Raw genomic sequence first — 19,272 nt, forward strand, 5'->3', positions numbered from 1 at the left:
TGTTTTTAGATTTTAACTCTGGCGCGAGACACAAGTAGTGTACGCGATAGAGAAACAGAATTTGCCTGGCGGCGATAGCGCGGTGGTCCCACCTGACCCCATGCCGAACTCAGAAGTGAAACGCCGTAGCGCCGATGGTAGTGTGGGGTCTCCCCATGCGAGAGTAGGGAACTGCCAGGCATCAAATAAGTGAAGAGCCCATCCTAACGGATGGGCTTTTTGCGTTTGTTTTTTTGCATTATCTATTCCTTTCCTGCTATTTCCCTCTTTAATCTTTTGTTCTTCTTATCTTTTTATACCTTGGTATTTGGTTTGCTGATTGATGGCACTAGTATTTAGTACTCTATATCCAGCATGTAACGCAGCGATAAAAAAACCCTGCCGTAGCAGGGTTAAACGAGAGATGAGGATTGTTACGTCTTTCTACGTCTGTACTAGATCGCGTTGCGATTAAACGTGTAAAAAGGCTTTCATCTGCTCCAGCACTTCTTCTGCTCTCTCTTTGCAATCCATCTCGGCGAAAATACGCAGCAATGGCTCGGTACCGGAGAAGCGGGCAATCAGCCAACCGCCATTTTTGAAACGAACTTTGGCGCCATCAGCATAGCTGACGCTTTCCACTTCGTAATCAAAGTCTGGCAGTGCTTTTTCCACATAGATCTTGTTATACAGCGTTTCCTTTTCGGACGCTTTGAAGGTGCAGTCACCTTCCGCGGTATAACAGTAGCCATACTCGTTGTAGATTTCGCTTAACAGCTCAGACAGCTTCTTACCGGTGACACTCATCAGCTCAACTAGCAAGCTGGCGGCAAAGATCCCATCTTTCCCTTTGATATGGCCACGGATCGTCAAACCACCGCTACTTTCGCCGCCAATCAGTGCATCTTGCTCATCCATTTTGGAGCTAATGTGCTTGAAACCTACTGGCACTTCATAGCACTCTTCACCAAAGCTATGGGCAATCTTGTCTAACAGGTGCGTGGTGGCTACGTTACGTACGACACCGCCTTTCCAGCCTTTGTATTTCAGCAGGTAGTAATACAGCAAGCAGAGGATTTCATTGGGGTGAATGAAATTACCTTTTTCATCAATGATCCCTAAGCGGTCGGCATCACCATCGGTACCGATCCCGATGTCATAACCTTGCTCGACCACCATTTCGGTCAGGCGACCCAGAGTATGAGCGCTTGGCGATGGTAGTTTGCCGCCAAACAGCGTGTCATGGCGATCGTTGATCACGTCCAGATCGCAGCGGGCGGTGATTAATACGGTTTGCAAGCAGGTTTTGGATACGCCATACATCGGATCCAGCAACACGCGCAGATGACTGTTTTTGATCGCTTCCATATCGATAGCATTGATAATGGAGTCGACGAAATCATTGGTAGGATCGAACAGTTCGATTTTCCCTGCTGCTAATGCTTCTTCAAAATCGATACTTTGGATATCCGCCGCAGTTAATTGATTGGCTAAAGTTTCAACTTGCTGGGTTTCAATTTCGTTGGCATCACGGCCGCCAAAGGCAAACACTTTGATCCCGTTATAATCGGCTGGGTTATGACTAGCGGTAACGCAGGCGCTTAATGCGGTACCGAGCTTTTTAGCCGCGTACATGATCATTGGGGTCGGTGCGTACTTCTTGACGAAATAGACCGGGATCCCGTTGGCCGCTACCACTTGGGCAATCCACTTTGCGGCTTTGTCTGATAAGAAGCGGCGGTCAAACCCGACGACAAATCCTTGTTTTTCAGCTTGTTGTTCTTTGATGATATTGGCCAGCGCTTGACTGACGCGTTCGACGTTAGCTTTGGTGAACTCTTCACCAATAAATGCGCGCCAACCACCTGTTCCGAAATGGATCATGATTGAGCTCCTCTCATTTCTCTCCATAAACATCAAAATGGGGCATCCAGAGGATGCCCCCAATCGGTTAGCCCATAATGACGACTACATCATGTGTCGTGCCGGCAGGCTGGGCCGGGATCGCGCCTTGTACCGGAGTGCCATTGAGCAGTACCGATTTCACGCCTTTGCTGACGCCATCCGGGTTTTGTACGTGAATATTGAACGTCGCACCGCGCCATTGGCGCTGTACACGGAACTCAGGCCAATCAGTTGGGATACAAGGATCAACAATCAGACCCTCGAAGCTCAAGCGTACGCCTAAGATCCAGTTGGTTGCGGCGAAGTAGGCCCAGCCCGACGAGCCGGTCAGCCACGGGTGATTGGCTTTACCGTGCGACGTATGATCTTTACCCATCACGAACTGCACATAGGAGTACGGTTCAGCGATACGTGTTTCAATCTGATCATTTTGGTTGTACGGCAGCAGGGCATCGTAGAATTTCATGGCGCGATCGCCACGACCCAGTTTGGCTTCGGCAACCCATGCCCATGGGTTAGGGTGCGAGAAAATCGCGCCGTTTTCTTTCACGCCTTGATACACGCGCGTAACGAACCCAATGTCATCATTCGGGGTGGCGAATGATGGCGCATTGAGGTGCAGGCCCCACGGCGAGTACAGGTACTCATCCACGGAGTCCATTGCTTTACGGGCACGCTCTGGATCGGCGACACCGGAAACCACAGCCCAAGTGTTGGACTCCAGATGCACCTTACCTTCGGTTTGTTCTTGGGTACCGATCTTCTCACCTTTTTTGGTGATCCCGCGGATATACCAATCGCCATCCCACAGGTTCTCTTCACAGGCAATGCGGACGTTTTCTGCCATCGCTTGATAGCGTTCAACATCTGCGTCTTTACCTAAGAAGCGAGCCGCTTCGATAAAGGCTTCAATGGCCCAATAGTGCAGGAAAGACACCATGGCACTTTCGCCACCGCCTAAGTTCAGGCAGTCGTTCCAGTCGGCGCGCAGGCCTTTACAGATCCCGGTCGCACCGACATATTTGGCGGAGAAGTCCAGAATTTTGGTCAGGTGCTCATACACGGTGCCTTCACCGCCATCGGCGTAGTTCACCACTTCATCAAAGAAGCTGGTTTCGCCGGTTTCCATCACGTAGCGACAAACGGTCGGTACCAGCCACAGGGCATCATCGGAGCAGGTATCTTCCAGCCCATGGATCATGTCATCGGCATTCGGGGTCGGCACCACGGTCGGTGATTTGTAGGCTGGGGCGTCGCTCTTGTTCGGATCGAACCACGCTGGATCGAACAGGTGCAAGCCATAGCCTTCTTTAACCTGACCCCGTAACAGCTCAATCAGACGCTGACGGGTTTTTTGTGGGTTGGTGTGCGGTACGGCCATCGCATCTTGCGCGGTATCACGATAACCCAGACCGGTGCGGCCACCGACTTCGATGAAAGAGGCAAAGCGTGACCAGACCACGCAGGTTTCGGCTTGGTACAACGTCCACGTGTTGAGCATGGTGTCCAAACCGGCATGTGGGGTCTGGCACTGGAATTTCTCAACACGCTCCGCCCAATGCTGTTTGATCCCGGCAAAGGCGGCATCGACATTCGCCAAGTTGCTGTATTTGGCTTGTAGCGCTTGGCCGGCTTCCATATCACCGACGCCTAACATGTAGACGAAGCGGACTTCTTCACCCGGTTGCAGGGTAAAAGCTTTGTGCAGCGCGCCGCAGTGGTTGCCAGTTTTTTCGAAGCTGTTGGAGCAATAACCGCGCTCAACCGCAATTGGGTTGGACTCATCACGGTACAAGCCCAGGAATTTGTCACGCAGGCCATCAAAGCTGTCTGGCGTGAAGCTGGAGGCAAAGAAGTAGTATCCGGTTTCACGGCTTGGGTTATAGAACAGGTCATATTCGATGACGCTGTTTTCATAACGGGTACCGGCCGAGTACAGGCTCATTTGGTGGTTTTGGTTGTCGGAGGTGATGTGGCTGAACGAGAACTCGACAAAGGAGAACGCACTGATGGTGCGCGCTGTATCACCGGTATTTTTTAACGTGACATCCCATAGCTCGACGCTGTCATCGACCGGAACAAAGATGGTTTTACGCGCTTCGATGCCGTTGTAATCACAGCTGAACTTGGAATATGACAGTCCGTGACGACATTCGTATTGGGCTTCTTCGAGGCTTTTGCCTACCGGCTGCCAAGAGATAGACCAATAATCGCCGCTTTGATCATCACGCAGGTACACATAGTGTCCCGGACGGTCAAAGGTGGCGTTGGGACGGAATTTGGTCACACGGTGGTATTCCGGTGATTTGTAGAAGGAGTAACCGCCGGCATTATGTGAAATAACAGTACAGAAATCTTTCACCCCCAGGTAATTGGTCCAAGGTGCAGGCACATCGGGACGGGTGATGACATATTCCCTGTTGTCATTATCAAAGTAACCGTATTTCATGTAAAAACCATCCTATTAAAGTAGCATCTCTCACACCTGAAACAGGCGATAATTAATTCCGTGTCGGTCGAGCAAAGGTCGCAGGCCGGATAAGCGGGCTAAAAAGTCCGGCCAATCCCGCCGGCTTTTGGCGCTCCACACGGCTTCGGCAATTGCCAGCAAACGCGGATAAAGCATGTAATCCATTCGGTTTTGATTGTTAATTTGTTCACACCACAGGGCACACTGTACCCCGAGGATATGTTTGCGTAACGGTGAGTCAGAAGGAAGAGCTGCCAGCGGCTCATAATGATAAGCCTGTTCCAGATTCACACTTCTGGCCCAGTCAACGCCGGGTTCATCAGGATTATGGCTTTGCGCCATATCCAAATAGGTGTACTGCCCAGGCTGCATAATCACATCGTAGCCTTGGTGAATACATTCCATTCCCGCTTCTTCACCACGCCATGGGAAGATGATGGTGTCTTTACTGACTTTCTCGCCGTGGGTGGCTTCTTCCCAACCCATCATGCGTTTGCCGTGTTGATGCAAAATCTCTTCGGCAAAACGCAGCAAGTGACCTTGCAACTCTTTCGGCGAACGATAATTCAGGGTTTGCATCATCGCTTGGCAAGCAGGGCTGGCAGTCCAAACGCCTTCGGGCACTTCATCGGCACCAATATGGATAAACGGCGATGGGAACAGGGCGCAGATTTCAGCCAGTACGGTGCGAATGAAGGTGTAGGTTCCCTCTAGCGCGGGCGATAGCACGTTGTCGTTGTAATACTGGATACTGCGGTATTGCGAGCGGTCTTGTGGATCGCGAAGCAGCTCTGGCAACGACAAAATCGCGGCGCGGCAGTGGCCCGGAATATCAATTTCAGGGATCACGGTGATGCCGCGCGCGGCAGCGTAAGCGATGACCTCGCGGATCTCCGATTGGCGGTAGTAACCGCCGTGTCGCTCTGCCAGGCAGGTGTATTGTGGTAGCAAGGTTTCTTGCGGACCGCGCCACGCACCGATGTTGGTTAGTTGTGGGTAGGCATTAATCTCTACCCGCCACCCTTCATCATCGGTCAGGTGCCAGTGGAAATAGTTAAGTTTACAGTAGGCCAGCTGGTTGATGAGACGCTTGACGGTGGCGACTGAGTGAAAATGGCGCGCGCAATCGAGCATCATGCCGCGATAGCCATGCAGTGGCTGATCGTCAATCTCTGTGCATGGCAGGCAATAGGCACCAGATGGCGTGTGCGCGGGTATTGCCGGTAGCAGCTGTAACACGCTGGCGACTGCATAGATAAACCCTTCGCGCTGAGCTGCGCGCACGCGAATATGCTGCGGTTGGATTGTCAGTTGATATTGTGCCGGTGCCAGCGTCGGGTCGCATTCAAACCAGATAGCACGCTCTGGGCTGGTGGCGGGTACCAGCGGTAATGCCAAGCCACAACGGGCCGCGACTTCGTCTTGCAACCATTGCACTGCCGCATCGGCTTGCGGCGTCATTAAGCTCAGGGTGGTATGCTCATTGAGCGTAAATTGACCATCCTGCTCATGCTGTACCAAGGGGCGTGGGATCACGCCCACTTGCGGGGTGAGTGACGGTAGCGCCGGCTCTGCTTGCCATTGTGATTGCACTCGACCAAAGCCGAGCTCAAAGTGGCCAATCTGTATTGGCAAACGTTGCAACGAACCATCATCCTGCAAGACTTCCAGATATGCATCACCAAAGCCATCGCTCTGGTAGTGCAGGGGAGCAGTGCCCATAGCAAAGTGAAAATCGATGCTGCTACCGGCCGGTAAGCTGAGCATGGCGCCATCTGCCGCCACCGGATTGAAGCGACAAAAACTGCCAGTCTGGCTGATGCTGCCAGGCTGTACGGAGTCCGGTTTGATCAGGCGACAAATAGAGAAACAGCACTGCCAGTTCTCTAGAGACTGCGTACCTCGGTTGTGCAACCTAGCCCGAAATGTACAGTACGGCGGCTGGTGTTCACACAGGGTCAATTCCAGTAACAACGACGTCACGGCATCATCCTTAATCGATTTCACTGGTGACATTCTCGATCACCGGCAGATGTTGACGGGCATAAAAAATGGCGCCGTCGATCGCATCAAAGCGTGGTTCTTGCAAACGAGCCAAATAACGCTCTTGCAGCCAAGGCTGGATGTGGCGGCCAATACTGCCCATCAGCGCAACGCGCTCGGCGCCTTTATGCAGCAGGGCATCGAGCAGCAGTTCGATGTCACGCGCGGTATCTTGCAGCAGTTGTTTGGCCAGATGATCGTGCGCAGCATGCTGGAAAATTAGCGGCGCAAAGCTGGCATAGTCACGTGGCAGCGCTTGCTTTGACCAGCTGACAATATTGTCGATGTTCTGCTCGAACTGACTGAAAATCGCTTCGGCCAAACTGGAAGCGGCCGTAATGCCTTCGATAGCCAGCAGTGATTGCTGGATACAGGCCAAGCCTAACCGGGCCCCGCTACCTTGATCGGAGATGGGGAATTCATGGCCACCGAGGGTGGTGATGTGACCGGTACGATACAGCAGGCCGCAAGAGCCGGTACCGGCAATCAGGACGGCGCCATCTTCACCGCCCCAGGCACCCAGACAGGCTCCAAGGGCATCGGTGATCAGGACTTGACGTGCATAGGAGGTCGGTAGACGCGAAAAGGCGTCTTGCGCCTCTTGATGCTCAGCGCCTGCTAACGCAAAGCAGACGTGCATACGTTGATAGTCGCGCACGGTAAGGCCGGCTTGTTGCGTCGCATCGCCAATGGCATGTTGTACGGCTTGCATCGCCAACTCGCTGCCCAGCAGGATATTGGCGCTTCCGGCATAGCCTTCACCCAAGTTATTGCCGTGCTGGTCGCGGATCCGCGCGCGGCATCCGGTGCCACCGCCGTCAACGCCCACATACAAAATCTCAGACATGATGCGCCTCCTTGTACTGGTAAGTAATTGCTAATAAATACCAGGCTGCATGTGGGATCCATTGCTCTCCCCAGCGCCAGTTTTGCAGTATGTCTTCATCGTACGGTTGGGGTTTGAAGTCTAAATCGGCTTCATCCTCAAAACCGGCGGTAATGCCGTTACAGACACCCCCTTTGGCATTCGGGAAGGCATCCAAATAGGTTGGGTTGTGGTGTCCTGTGCCATCAAGCATGCAGATATCAAACGGGTTACGGCCCAAAATCCAGTGCAGCGCATCGTTGGCATAGTGGGTTAGAGCCGGTTGTTGCTCGGCGTTGGCGTACGGCTTTGCGGCATAGGCCATGCTGGCCAGAGAGGCTAAACGGGCATTTTCGCCTTGCCACCAGTAACCGCTTTCATTGTCATGTGGAATAAAGAAACTACGCCGTTTTTCGCTGTGGGTGCCTTTGACGTATTGGCATGGATAGCCAAACGGGTTAAACGGCTCGGCCGTGATGTGCAGCTCAAACTCGATAGCTTGACGCAGCGTTTGTTGCAAGGCGGCCTGTTGTGCGGGCAGGGCGCTGTGCTGGAGGTGATACACCAGCGCCAATACCGGTAATCCTGCATCCGAGGCATGGAAAAATGGTCGCGAGCCATCGGCATTGGCAGACCAGTAGTACGGGTATTGTGCATCACTGCATTGGCGCTGCATTAAACGCTCGGCCCAGTACTGGCTCTCTTGTTGCAAGCGGGTATCTTGCGTGGCGCGATAGAGCGCGGAGGCTGCCAGCAGGGCGCAATACTCATCCAGAATATTTTCGCAGCCATCATCCAGATACTGGTGATTGTATTCGCGCAGATGCCAATAGCCACTTAAGGCCGCACGCAGATAGTCATCTTGCTGGTATTCACCGTGACGCGGCTGGCGGGAGGCATCAGCCAGCGCTGCAATCGCCATACCGCCACCTTGACGGAAGGCCGCTTGGTAAGTGGTCGCTTTATGTCCGGCTTGGGTTGCATAGCTGCAAATTTCGCGCTGCTGCGGCTGTTTGCTCCAACGATCGAACAGCGTCATGTAGAAATAACCGTTGGGATCTTGCATGCGTACCAGAAAATCGGCGCCAAACAGGGCTTCATCCAGCAGACGGTGATACAGGTTTTGGATTTTCAGTGCCGAGTCATTGGCCAACAGTTCGCTGGCTTGCAATAAACTCCACACCACCAGCGGTGTTTGTTGCGGGTTCATGTAGTTGGCATACGAGAGATGGCTGAGGTATTTACTCACATCCCCTGAGGCGTCATACCAACCTCCATGCAGATCGACCGGATCTCGCTCTGGTTGATCAAAAAAGTGCGCCTGACGATCGTGCAGATCGTAGCGTCCGCTACAGCGTTGGGATTTGAAATAGTGCAAAACATCGGACAACGTGGCGTGCAGCGCCAGTCCGTCACCGATGGTAAAAGTATGGGAGCGATAATCGCCGCATTGCAGGTAAAAGCGGCCACATACCTGAAAGTCGGAAAAATCCAGAGTGTAGAAATAACGGTTTTTCCAGCCGGGGACCGCGCCCTGACTGACGATGGCGACCTGACTCACCACTACCTGGTCTTCCTCACGGTATAGACCGGCTTGCTGGCCGCGCAGACCAGGCGGTGCTTGCAGCACCGCCTGTTTTGCGCCGTGCCGCTCGTAGCCGAGATGGTTTACTAGCAGCATGGCTGGTTCCTTATGATGTAAACAGGTGGCAACGAACGAAGTGGTTACTGCCAAGCTGAGTCACTTCGGGCAGTGCTTCGGTACATTTGGCCGTGGCGTGTGTACAGCGTCCGGCGAACGGACAGCCGACGCTGTCTGGTGTCCAGAGCGGGATCTCGCCCTTTTCCCCTTCCAGCTTGGCGTGGATACTCTTGCTCGGATCCGGTACCGCCGAGATCAGCAGCTTGGTGTACGGATGCTGAGGATGATGGATCACCTCTTCGGTATCACCCCATTCCACCATGTGCCCAACGTACATAACGGCAATGTCTTCTGCCAGATAACGCGCGGTGGCGATATCGTGGGTGATGTACATCATCGCCATGTCGTTTTCGTGCTTCATCTCTTCCAGTAAGTTGAGCACCCCAGCACGAATCGAGACGTCCAGCATGGAGGTCGGTTCATCCGCCAGTACCACATCGGCTTCTACCGCTAAGTTGCGAGCAATGTTGACCCGCTGACGTTGACCGCCGGAGAGCTGGTGCGGGTATTTTTCTGAGGTGGCTTTCACCGGTACCAGACCCACTTGCTCTAGCAGCTGGTACACGCGCTCACGGCACTCAGCCTGAGAGCTCACTTTTTTGTGCAGCAGCAGTGGACGCGCAATGTGGTGATAAATAGTGTGGGTTGGGTTCAATGAACCGAACGGATCTTGCCACACCATCTGAATTGCCGCCCGGTAGTTCAGCAGATCATGACGGGATTTTATGTCATCAATATTGCGGCCTTTATAGGTGATCTGGCCGCCGTTTTGGTGGTACATCTTGGCGATGATCCGGGCGGTGGTACTTTTACCTGAGCCGGATTCACCCACTACCGCCAGCGCACGGCGGCGGTAGAGTTTAAACGACACGTCATTCAGTGCCCGCATCATTGGTTTGTTGAGGGCATGGCTGTTGATTGGGAAATCCTTAATCAGATTTTTCCCTTCAACAATTGGCAGTTCTACGATATTCGACATATTTCCACTCCTTACCCGACAACCAGTTTTTGCGCAGCCTGCTGGGTAAACAGATGGCAGTTGGTAAATCGATGCGGTTCAACCTGATGCAGCTTGGTGTACTCGCTGAAACATTGCTGTGTGGCTTTCGGGCAGCGCGCCTGGAAGCGGCAGCCTACCGGAATTTCCAGTAAGTTCAGCGGGTTGCCTGGGATGCCAGTTAGCGGCGTCTTCGGACCAAACATCGGAGGGAAGGAGTTGGACAGCCCTTCGGTGTACGGGTGATACGGCTTGGTCAGGATCTCCTTGGAAGGCGCGACTTCCGCCAGTTCACCGGCATACATGATGCCGATCCGGTCGGTAAACTCGACCATCAAGCTCAGATCGTGGGTAATGAACAGAATCGAGAAGCCGAATTCTTCTTTCAGGGCGTAGATCTTTTGCAGGATCTCACGCTGCACGACGACGTCCAGTGCGGTGGTTGGCTCATCCATGATGATCAGTTTTGGATTGAGCGCCAAAGCAATGGCAATTACCAGACGCTGGCGCATACCGCCGGAGAACTGGTGCGGATAGTCGCGCAGACGGCTTGGGTGGATATCCACAATCTCCAGCAGACCTTCGGCGCGGCGGATCGCCTGTTCGCGAGTCATGTTGGTGTGGGCCATTAGTACGTCACAAAACTGCTCTTCCAGCGTCAGTACTGGGTTGAGCGAGTTCATGGCGCTTTGGAACACCATACTGATGCTTTCCCAGCGAAACTTGGTCATCTTCGCTTCGCTGAATTTCAGAATATCCTGACCATCGAACAGGATCTCCCCGCCAGTGATAAATGCAGGCGGTTTGTGCAGTCGCATGGCTGAGAAGGCGACGGTACTTTTACCGCAACCAGACTCACCGGCCAGACCGAAGATCTCGCCTTTTTTGATATCAAAGCTGACATTGTTGACCGCACGCACATCGCCGGCATCAGTAATGTAATCAACGCACAGGTTGCGGATTTCCAGCTGAATATCCTTACTCATGCTATTTCCTCCTGCTGTTTACGCATCATAGACTTCCAGCGTTGCATGCCTTTTTGTGAGCGCAGCTGCGGGTTGGCAATTTCATCGACGGCAAAGTTCAGCAGAGCCAGACCGATAACCAGAATAATCAGAGCCAGACATGGTGCGACCACTTCCCACCAGGCGCCGACCAGAATGGCCGAGGAGGTTTGTACGTTGTACAGCATGATGCCCCAGCTAACGATATTTGGGTCACCCAGACCTAAGTATTCCAAGGTCGCTTCGGTCATGATGGCGTACATCACCGAGCCGATGAAGGACGCACCAATGATGGACATCAGGTTCGGCAGAATTTCGACCAGAATGATGCGCCAAGACGGTTCACCCAGCAATTCGGCGGCTTTAACAAACTCCTTCTCACGCAGTGACATGGTCTGTGCGCGTACCACCCGTGCGCCCCACGCCCATGACGTGAAGCCTATTATGAGTGTGATGACGAAAGGACTCGCCTGACCGATAAAGGCTGCAAGGACGAACAAGAGCGGCAATTGCGGAATAACCAGCATCACGTTCATAAAGAAAGTCAGGACTTCATCAATCTTGCCACCGAAGTAACCGGCAGTGACACCCATCGCAACGGCGAGGGTACAAACGATGATCCCGGCACCAAAGCCTACGGCGAGGGAAACTTTACCGCCGTGGATCACTTGGCTCATCACGTCACGGCCCATACGGGTGGTGCCCATGACGTGTTCAGCACTTGGCGCTTCGTGTGGACGGCCAACACGCTTATCCGGCACATGGGTGGTGATGAACGAGGCCGACAGCGCCAACAGGATGAAGGCAATGATGATGCCGGATCCGACCAGTGCTTTCGGGTTACCGAGCACAATTTTGACAAAATTTGGCATACGCATGCTTAGTTTCCTCCCTTACGCAGACGTGGATCCAGAACGACGTACAGCAGGTCAGCGATGAAGTTGAAGGCCAGCATAAAGATACACATCAACAGCAGTTGTCCCTGAATGACCTGATAGTCACGTGCCAAAATGGCTTTGTAGAGCACGGTGCCAAGGCCCGGGTAGTTAAAGACAATCTCGATAATCAGCTGACCACCGATTGCGGTACCCAGTGCCATCGACAGTGCAGTTACGGTTGGCAGGATGGCGTTACGTGCTGCGTAGTTGAATACCACACGGTTCTGGCTCAAGCCTTTGGCTTTGGCCATGGTGATGAAGTCTTCGTTCAGCAAGTTAATCATGTTGTTACGCATGGTGATCAGGAAGCCCCCAACCTGAATCAGCGCGGCGCAACCCACTGGCAAAATGGCGTGGTACATGACATCGGAGATGAATGCCAGACTAAACTCGGGCTCGGAGCCTGGAGTAAAGGCGTAGCTGGTCGGGAACCATTGCAGACCGACCCCAAAGATGAACAGAGCCAACAGTGCAACCACCACCGGTGGCACTGCTTGGAACACCATCATCAGTGGCGAAGCAAAAGAGTCATAACGGCTGCCACGGAACCAAGCGGCGAAGATCCCCATTACGGAGCCGATGGCAAAGGCGACGATAATCGCGGTACCGGCGAGGAACAGTGACCAACCAAATGCCGAGGCCAGTACATCGTTAACAGTGGCAGGGAAGAACTGGGTCGATACGCCCAAGTTACCGCTGAAGATACTCTTGATATAGGTCAGGTACTGCTCCCAAAGAGGCGCATCCACAAACCCGAACATTTTTTTCAGTGCTTCGATTTTTTCCGGCGTTACCTGCGCGGTGGCAGAAGCAAACATCATGGTGACGGGATCACCCGGCATTGCGCGAGGAAGCGCAAAATTAATCGTCGCGGCGACCATAAATGCGACGAGATAAAACGATAAACGTCTAATAAAAAAGCCCATAGCTCACACCTTTCCTTAAGAATTTGTGTCCTGGTTTCCTTTCTGGTACAGTTTTTTATAATTATTAGGGTAAAGAAAACCCCCTGGCTCCGTTCAGCCAGCTTGCTTGGCGGATACTCAGGGGGTTGAGTATTAACGTAAGGCCTGAGCCAACCCCAGGCCCTGGGTTAATTAAGACTGCTTAGGAGTCAGAGACAGTACTTGCAGTAAACGCTCTGGGTAGCCGTTCCAGATTTGTGGACGGGCAACCGGGTTCTTCTCGTTAAACCAGCCGTCGAAACGCTTGGTGTTGTACTGGAAGAACTCTACGCCACTGTAGACCGGAATAGTGATCTGCTGAGACGCGATGCGCTCTTGGATCTTATTCATGATCTCATGCTGTTCTTTCTTGTCTGCGGTCTTGTTGAAAGAGTCCAGCAGTTTGTCCAGCTCAGCATCTTTGTAGTGGTGCATAGCGAAGCGACCGAACTGCTCGCCACCTTGGTACTTCGAGTTGAACGCGGTATCGAAATACTTGAACGGTGTTGGACCGTGGAAGTAGTTGGTGAACGCTGCATCGTAGTCACCTTTCGCCATCTTGGTGTTCAGGACAGCAAATTCAGGAGTGGCCGCTTTCGCTTTGATACCGACGTCAGCCAGTTGTTCTACACCCAGCTGTACTACGTTGTTGAAGTCAGTCCAGCCGTTCGGGCTGATTACGGTCAGTTCCAGTTTCTTACCGCTTGGGGTTTCTACGAAGCCGTCACCGTTAGTATCTTTAAAGCCTGCTTTCGCCAGCAGCTCTTTAGCGCCTTTCACGTCGTGCGTCATGAATGGCTTGTACTTGTTGTGAGTATCTTCGCTTGCCCAGTTTTTGAATGCTGGACCAATACCGGAAGCGTAGTCGTTCACCACACCGTTACCGTAGGCCGCGATGTCGATGATAGCTTGACGATCCAGAGCCATGGAGAAGGCGCGGCGGAAGTCAACGTTGTTAATGGCTTCGTTCACTGCCGCGTTCGGGCTGGTGTAGTTCAGAACGAATGCAGTAGTACCTGCTGGGGTATACCAGTACTTGTGGTTTGGTGATGCCGCAGCATAAGTACGGTCGATGTCAGGAATGAAGGAAGACGTCCAGTCCAGCTCGCTGTTAACGATCTTAGCCAGCAGCTGATCGTTGTTGGCGATTTGCGGCATGCGCAGACAGTCAACTTTAACCTGGTCTTTTTGCCAGTAGTTCGGGTTTTCACACTGTACGTACAGTTGCGGAGTGAAAGTCTCGATCTGGGTATAAGGACCGGTACCGACAGGGTTTTCGTTGGTGAAAGTCACTGGATCTTTGACTTTTTCCCATACGTGCTTAGCAACGACTGGAACCTTAACGATTTCGTTGGCAACCGCAGTGTTCACTTCTACCAGATCAAACTTGACCTTGTTCGGGCCAACTTTCTCTGCTTTAGAGATCCACTTGTAGATACCTACGGAATCCATTTCTGGGTGCTTTTTGACCATGTCGAAAGAGAACACGACGTCATCAGCAGTGAATGGTTGTCCATCAGACCATTTCACGCCATCACGGATGTCGAAAGTGATGCTCTTCAGATCCGGTGCCATGGTAAAACCAGTGGCCAGACGGAATACCGGCTCGTTGCCTTTCATTTCGTTGAATACGACTAATGGTTCATAGATGAAGTCATTAGTGGTACGCAGTGAGGTGTTCAGGTACGGGTTAAAGTTTCTAACAAACGCGGTGAAAAAATCAGGCACAATGGTTACCATTGATTTTTCTGCCGCAACAGTTGCAGTTGCGGAGAGGCCAGATGTGACTGCTGCTAACAGTGCTACCGCAATTTTAGTCTTCCTAAGCATAGCTGTTCCTTACTATTTGCTTATTGGTTTTGATGCAGTGGTAAGTCCGTAAGTTTTCAAATTTGGAAAACTAAATCGGCTTACTTGCTGTGGACCACCGTTATACATCTCCTATTTCTCTCCCCGTCGTAACGGTGGTGTTTCCTGCTTCAGCACGTTAAGGAAACGCCTGTTTACCAAAAGCGTCAATCAGTGCTTTCGTTAATATCGTAAAACTCCGACGTTTTCTCGTTAAAAACGGCAAAATTATTCCGTCGCTTTTACAGAGGCTAAAACAGGATGTGAAATGTGTCGCAGTGGTTCCGGTCAAATGCAATAAGTGTGATATTTCGCATTAATTATAACCTTATGTTTTTTAAGTGAGTTTATTATTTTTGTCCGTAAAATAATGCAAGCAAACTTACGGCGTTGTTTTTTCGTCTGCGTAAAAATTAAGCGCTTGAAATCCTGTGATTGGTATCTCAAACCCGTCATCTTCTGGTCATATTGGCCTGAAAGCGCTGCAAAATGACCCAATTTGAGTGCTCCCAAGACCGCTGATACCTTCCTCATCGCGACTTATTTCTGCCCTGAAAATATGACTTGGTGCACAAAGCGGCTTCGCTCGATGCGCAGGGGCTAATTGGTTAATGATTGAACAGCGCGAAGATGCTGGGAGCGTGGATGTAGTAATCAATGAAGTCATCGATGAAGTCTTCGATGTAGCTATCGCGCCGAGGTAATGAAGAGAAAAAGAGAGCAAGGCTGGCGGCGGTGGGTGCTAGATGGCTTGTTATCAGGCTGCGGGGGAACGAGTCGGTTACGTGGGAGCATGAGCCCCTCGCAAGCCAGTTGTTGGCGCTATGGCCAGATAAGCCGAGTCGATGACCGTGACTCATTCGATGGGTATAGCGTAATACGGATAACAAGACGGCGTGGCGCGATGATTGTTCGGCGCTTTTTATGGCTACACTGGCGCAGGTGCGCCAGTGTAGCGTTATATGTAGTGGAGCTTGGAGCTACGAAAGCGTTATTTAAGCAGCAATTGCAGCTGTTGGCGTAGATTTTCCAGTACGGTGCGGTTGTCGCTACGTTTGCGCGCTTGTTGCAGCACAAAATCCAGCGTACTCATGACCGTGCGCCAGCGCGGCGTTTTCGGTAGGGTTTCAATTTGCAGGTATTTATCCATCGTTCGAGTCTGCAAGGTGCCGCGGTCAATGTAGACGCGCCACAGGCCACTTTGCTCGGCTAAATCAAATTTGCCCTTGCCGGTACTCTCTTCCCAATAAGCCAGTGCCAGCTTCATGGCTTTTACCATGTTTTCCCGCAGCTTTGCATCGCGCTCTTCACTGCATTGCAGACGCTCGGCCAGTTCGGCAAATTCGCTCCCCAACTCGCGTAATTGGCTCAAGGTGGCTTGATTGCCTTCACTAGCAAAGGAAACCACCGATTCGAGGGCATTTTCCAGTGCTTGTACCCGATGTGTCGGTAATTCAACGCGGGTATTGAACAGCACCAGATAACCTAACTCGCTGCTGGCCGGCAAGCGTGACAGTTGCAGGTTGTACGGCTTACTTTCGCCATTAATGGTGAGCGTCACTTCGCCTTGATAGAACTCACGACTGGCCGGTAACAGCTGCTCGAGTGGCTCAGCAAGCCAATCTTTGAGGGTATGCAGAGCCAGCTCGGCTTCCGGAACGCTGAGCAGGGTTTCCGCCGCCTTGTTAGCTAAGGTGATTTTGCCGCGGGTATCGGTCAGAAGAATTGGCTCTGCACTGTGCTCGAGCAAGGTTAAGAGACGTTGTTGGATCTCTTTTAGGTGCTGGGTCAGCTGCTGCTCGGCATTCAAGGTATCTTGCAGCTGTTGGTTTTCTTGCTCAATACCGGCCAAACGGCGGGTATCGAGCTGGGCTTGAATGCGCGCCAGCAGCTCCTCTTGGCAAAACGGTTTGGTCAGGTAGTCATTGGCGCCGGCGCTGAAGCCGCGCACGATCTCTTCTGGTTGGCTTAAGGCGGTCAGCATAATCACCGGCAGCTGCAGGCGGTCAAAGTGTTCGCGCAGCGCCTTACAGACATCGTAGCCGGTGATTTCCGGCATCATGACATCCAACAACACAATATCGGGTTCGTGTTGTAAACAGTAGGCAATGGCCGCCTCGCCGTGGGTGACACTATCGAGGCTAAAGCCGGACAGACTCAGATAGTTGTACAGGATCTGAATATTGATCGGCTCATCATCCACAATCAGGATCCGCGCTGCTGGATGGGCGTTATCGGTCGATTGCGGCAGACTCGGCACGGTTGGTTGTACCGCATTGACGCCATGAGAAGTCAGCGGCGGTAAGAGTGAGGTTGTGGTGAGCGGTGCGCTGTCGCTTCGCGCGCTCTGGGTTGTGGCATCTGCCGTGGCAAGCGGTAGGCGGAAACTGAATGTGGAGCCGACCAATGGTTCAGAGTGTACCGATAAGCTACCGTGCATCAGTTCGACTAATTGGCGACTGATGCTCAGACCCAGCCCGAGCCCCGCGCTGTGTTGCTGACCGGCTTGGACCAGTGGCTCAAAAATGGTGGCCAGCATATCTGGCTCGATCCCAGGCCCGGTGTCGCGCACCGACAGGGTCAGATACTGCTCATCATGGCTGGCGGACAGGACGATTTTACCTTCGGTGGTGAACTTGATGGCATTGCCGAGCAGGTTATACAGAATTTGCTCCAGACGCTGCTCATCGGCCATCACGGTGGGCAGATCGTGACCGAGGCGATTGACGATTTTCAGCGGTTTGTCGGCGACCAAATGTTGCGATAACTCAATCACTACGCTGGCCGCGGCGGTGACATCAACCGGCTGTAAGTACAGCTCCAGATCGCCGTAGCGCATCTTGTGGTAGTCGAGCAGTTCGTTAACCAGCTTGGCCAGCCGATGTCCGCTCTTGGCAACCATATGCAGCTGATGCTCTTGCTGCGGCGTGAGAGGTCCGGCGGCGCCGGCCAACATGGATTCGGCAATTCCTAACATGCCGTGCAGCGGGGTGCGCAGCTCATGCGAGGTATTGGCCAAAAACTCATCTTTGAGCTTATCGGCTACCTGCAACTCTTTGTTTTGCTGCTCGATTAACGCCACTTTCTGCTCTAATTCATCGTTTTGTGCTTTGATTAAATCCAGCTGATCGCGAATCGAGGCCTGCATAAAGGCAAAGCTTTTGGCCAGACTGCCGAGCTCATCGGTGCGGTTTTGGCCGGCGATCGGATGATCTAAATTGCCGTCGGCCACTTCACGTGCCGCTTCCATCAGCTTGAGCAGCGGGGCGGTGATGGAGTTCGAAAGCCAGTGCGAGGCCAAAATGACGGCGGCCAAGGTCAGCGCCATCATCGCCAAGAACAGCTTTTTCAGCGCGGCGATCCGAGCAAAGGCCTCTTCGGTGGTCATTTCGGTGAGTAGCGCCCAATGCTGGCCGAACACATCCAGTGGGGTGTAGGCGGCAATCACGGCTGAACCGTCAATCGAGCGACTGATCCCGTTACCGGTGTGACCTTCTAACGCTTGGGTAATAAAAGGGGCGCTGAGCTGCTGTAAGCTGCCGGTCTGTTTGCTGTAAATCGGCGTAATACCGCGCGCAATGTGATCGGGACCGACCAACAAAATAGAGCTGGTGTGGCCGAGTAAAGTCGCATCACTCAAAATACTGTTCAGTTTGCGCTTGGTCAGCTGGAAGATAAAAATAGAGTGCAAATAGCCATTTTGACTGACCGGCGCGGCCAAATAAGCGGTGTGCTCTTTGGTCACGGGATCGGTGGAGAAATCGATAAAAATCAGCGGAGTTTTATTGCTGGTGGCACTGCCACTGTCATCTTGCTGTACCGTTTTTAAGGTTTGCCGAAAGGCGTTCGCCAGTCCGGTTTGTTTCCATTGGCCATGCAGTAAGTTGGTGCCGAAATTACGATTTTTAGTCACTGAATAGACCACATCGCCTTGAGTATTGGCAATCAGGATGTCGGAGAAATCGGAAAAACGCAGCTTTTCAACAAACGAGGGGTGAAAGCGGCTATGTAACAGACGGTAGCGCTCACTACCGACATAGGCCCCGTAACCTTGCGGGGTTTCGTTTTTAATCAGGTTATTGGGTTTATCACCACTGCCCGGAATATAACGATTCTGGGCATTTTTGCGCGCTTCATCGTCATTATCGCCCAGCATTTGGAAAGCATTGACCAAACCATAAAAGCGTCCGCCAGCGGCGGTGGCCAGTTCGGTATTCACAAAGCCCAGTACTTGTTCTTCTAGGGAGTGGAAGTAGTCATTGAGCTGGTTTTTTTTGATGTCACGTACCGCAACCAAATAGTTGTTGGTCTGTTCGGTTAAATCGGTGGCATGGACTTTGAGCAGGAACCAAGCAGCAAAACTAAACGGAATAATGCTGAACAATAAAAAAGCCAGCATCAGCTTGGGTTGTAGTTTTTTGTATGCACGCTCGTGTAATGCCATTTCTCGTTAATTTTCCGGATGATTTTGGAAAAAATGCCGACGGGTTTTAACGTGAATGGTAAGGAGAGTGCAGGAAAAGAGACAGATTATTGTGATTTAGTGGTGTAATTTTGCGAAGTGGTGCAATTATTCG

11 protein-coding genes and 1 rRNA gene are annotated in these 19,272 nt (G+C 52.3%); 1 reads left to right on the top strand and 11 read right to left on the bottom strand.

Annotated elements, in window-relative coordinates; translation table 11 throughout:
* The first annotated feature begins 64 nt into the window (after window positions 1-64).
* A 5S ribosomal RNA gene (rrf, locus tag NCTC9997_RS02425) occupies window positions 65-180 on the top strand.
* 270 nt (window positions 181-450) lie between these two features.
* On the opposite strand, the gene NCTC9997_RS02430 is transcribed toward rrf, so the two are convergent.
* From NCTC9997_RS02430 to NCTC9997_RS02480, 11 genes are all read right to left on the bottom strand, one after another.
* A complete protein-coding gene (locus NCTC9997_RS02430; RefSeq protein WP_010862518.1) occupies window positions 451-1,863 on the bottom strand; it encodes a phosphoglucomutase/phosphomannomutase family protein in 1,413 nt (470 codons plus the stop codon).
* Window positions 1,864-1,930: 67 nt separating this feature from the next.
* Window positions 1,931-4,333: a GH36-type glycosyl hydrolase domain-containing protein gene (locus tag NCTC9997_RS02435; RefSeq protein ID WP_039044620.1), complete on the bottom strand. Its 2,403-nt coding sequence runs from the start codon at window positions 4,331-4,333 to the stop codon at window positions 1,931-1,933.
* A gap of 30 nt (window positions 4,334-4,363) precedes the next feature.
* Complete coding sequence (locus NCTC9997_RS02440; protein WP_167550115.1) at window positions 4,364-6,337, bottom strand: beta-N-acetylhexosaminidase; 1,974 nt, start codon at window positions 6,335-6,337, stop codon at window positions 4,364-4,366.
* Window positions 6,338-6,347: 10 nt separating this feature from the next.
* The gene (locus tag NCTC9997_RS02445) at window positions 6,348-7,244 is read right to left on the bottom strand and encodes a glucosamine kinase nucleotide-binding domain-containing protein (RefSeq protein WP_064977206.1); all 897 of its coding nucleotides are present in this window, start codon (window positions 7,242-7,244) and stop codon (window positions 6,348-6,350) included.
* On the bottom strand, window positions 7,237-8,943 hold the full coding sequence (locus NCTC9997_RS02450) for a glycoside hydrolase family 9 protein (protein ID WP_064977207.1): 1,707 nt from the start codon (window positions 8,941-8,943) through the stop codon (window positions 7,237-7,239). Before NCTC9997_RS02450 ends, NCTC9997_RS02445 begins: the two co-directional genes overlap by 8 nt.
* A gap of 10 nt (window positions 8,944-8,953) precedes the next feature.
* Window positions 8,954-9,943 (bottom strand): ABC transporter ATP-binding protein, encoded by a 990-nt coding sequence (locus NCTC9997_RS02455; protein WP_039044617.1) that lies wholly within the window; start codon window positions 9,941-9,943, stop codon window positions 8,954-8,956.
* An 11-nt stretch (window positions 9,944-9,954) separates the two neighbouring features.
* A complete protein-coding gene (locus NCTC9997_RS02460) occupies window positions 9,955-10,947 on the bottom strand; it encodes an ABC transporter ATP-binding protein (protein WP_010862512.1) in 993 nt (330 codons plus the stop codon).
* Entirely contained in the window at window positions 10,944-11,843 is a 900-nt protein-coding gene (locus NCTC9997_RS02465) for an ABC transporter permease (RefSeq protein ID WP_010862511.1), read from the bottom strand. Before NCTC9997_RS02465 ends, NCTC9997_RS02460 begins: the two co-directional genes overlap by 4 nt.
* Window positions 11,844-11,845: 2 nt before the next feature.
* A complete protein-coding gene (locus NCTC9997_RS02470) occupies window positions 11,846-12,829 on the bottom strand; it encodes an ABC transporter permease (protein WP_010862510.1) in 984 nt (327 codons plus the stop codon).
* Between the two features lie 171 nt (window positions 12,830-13,000).
* Window positions 13,001-14,677: an ABC transporter substrate-binding protein gene (locus NCTC9997_RS02475; RefSeq protein WP_036768638.1), complete on the bottom strand. Its 1,677-nt coding sequence runs from the start codon at window positions 14,675-14,677 to the stop codon at window positions 13,001-13,003.
* Between the two features lie 1,009 nt (window positions 14,678-15,686).
* On the bottom strand, window positions 15,687-19,139 hold the full coding sequence (locus NCTC9997_RS02480; protein WP_064977209.1) for a response regulator: 3,453 nt from the start codon (window positions 19,137-19,139) through the stop codon (window positions 15,687-15,689).
* Window positions 19,140-19,272 lie beyond the last annotated feature (133 nt).

The organism is Plesiomonas shigelloides (assembly GCF_900087055.1).
Lineage (GTDB): Bacteria > Pseudomonadota > Gammaproteobacteria > Enterobacterales > CAMTGL01 > Plesiomonas > Plesiomonas shigelloides.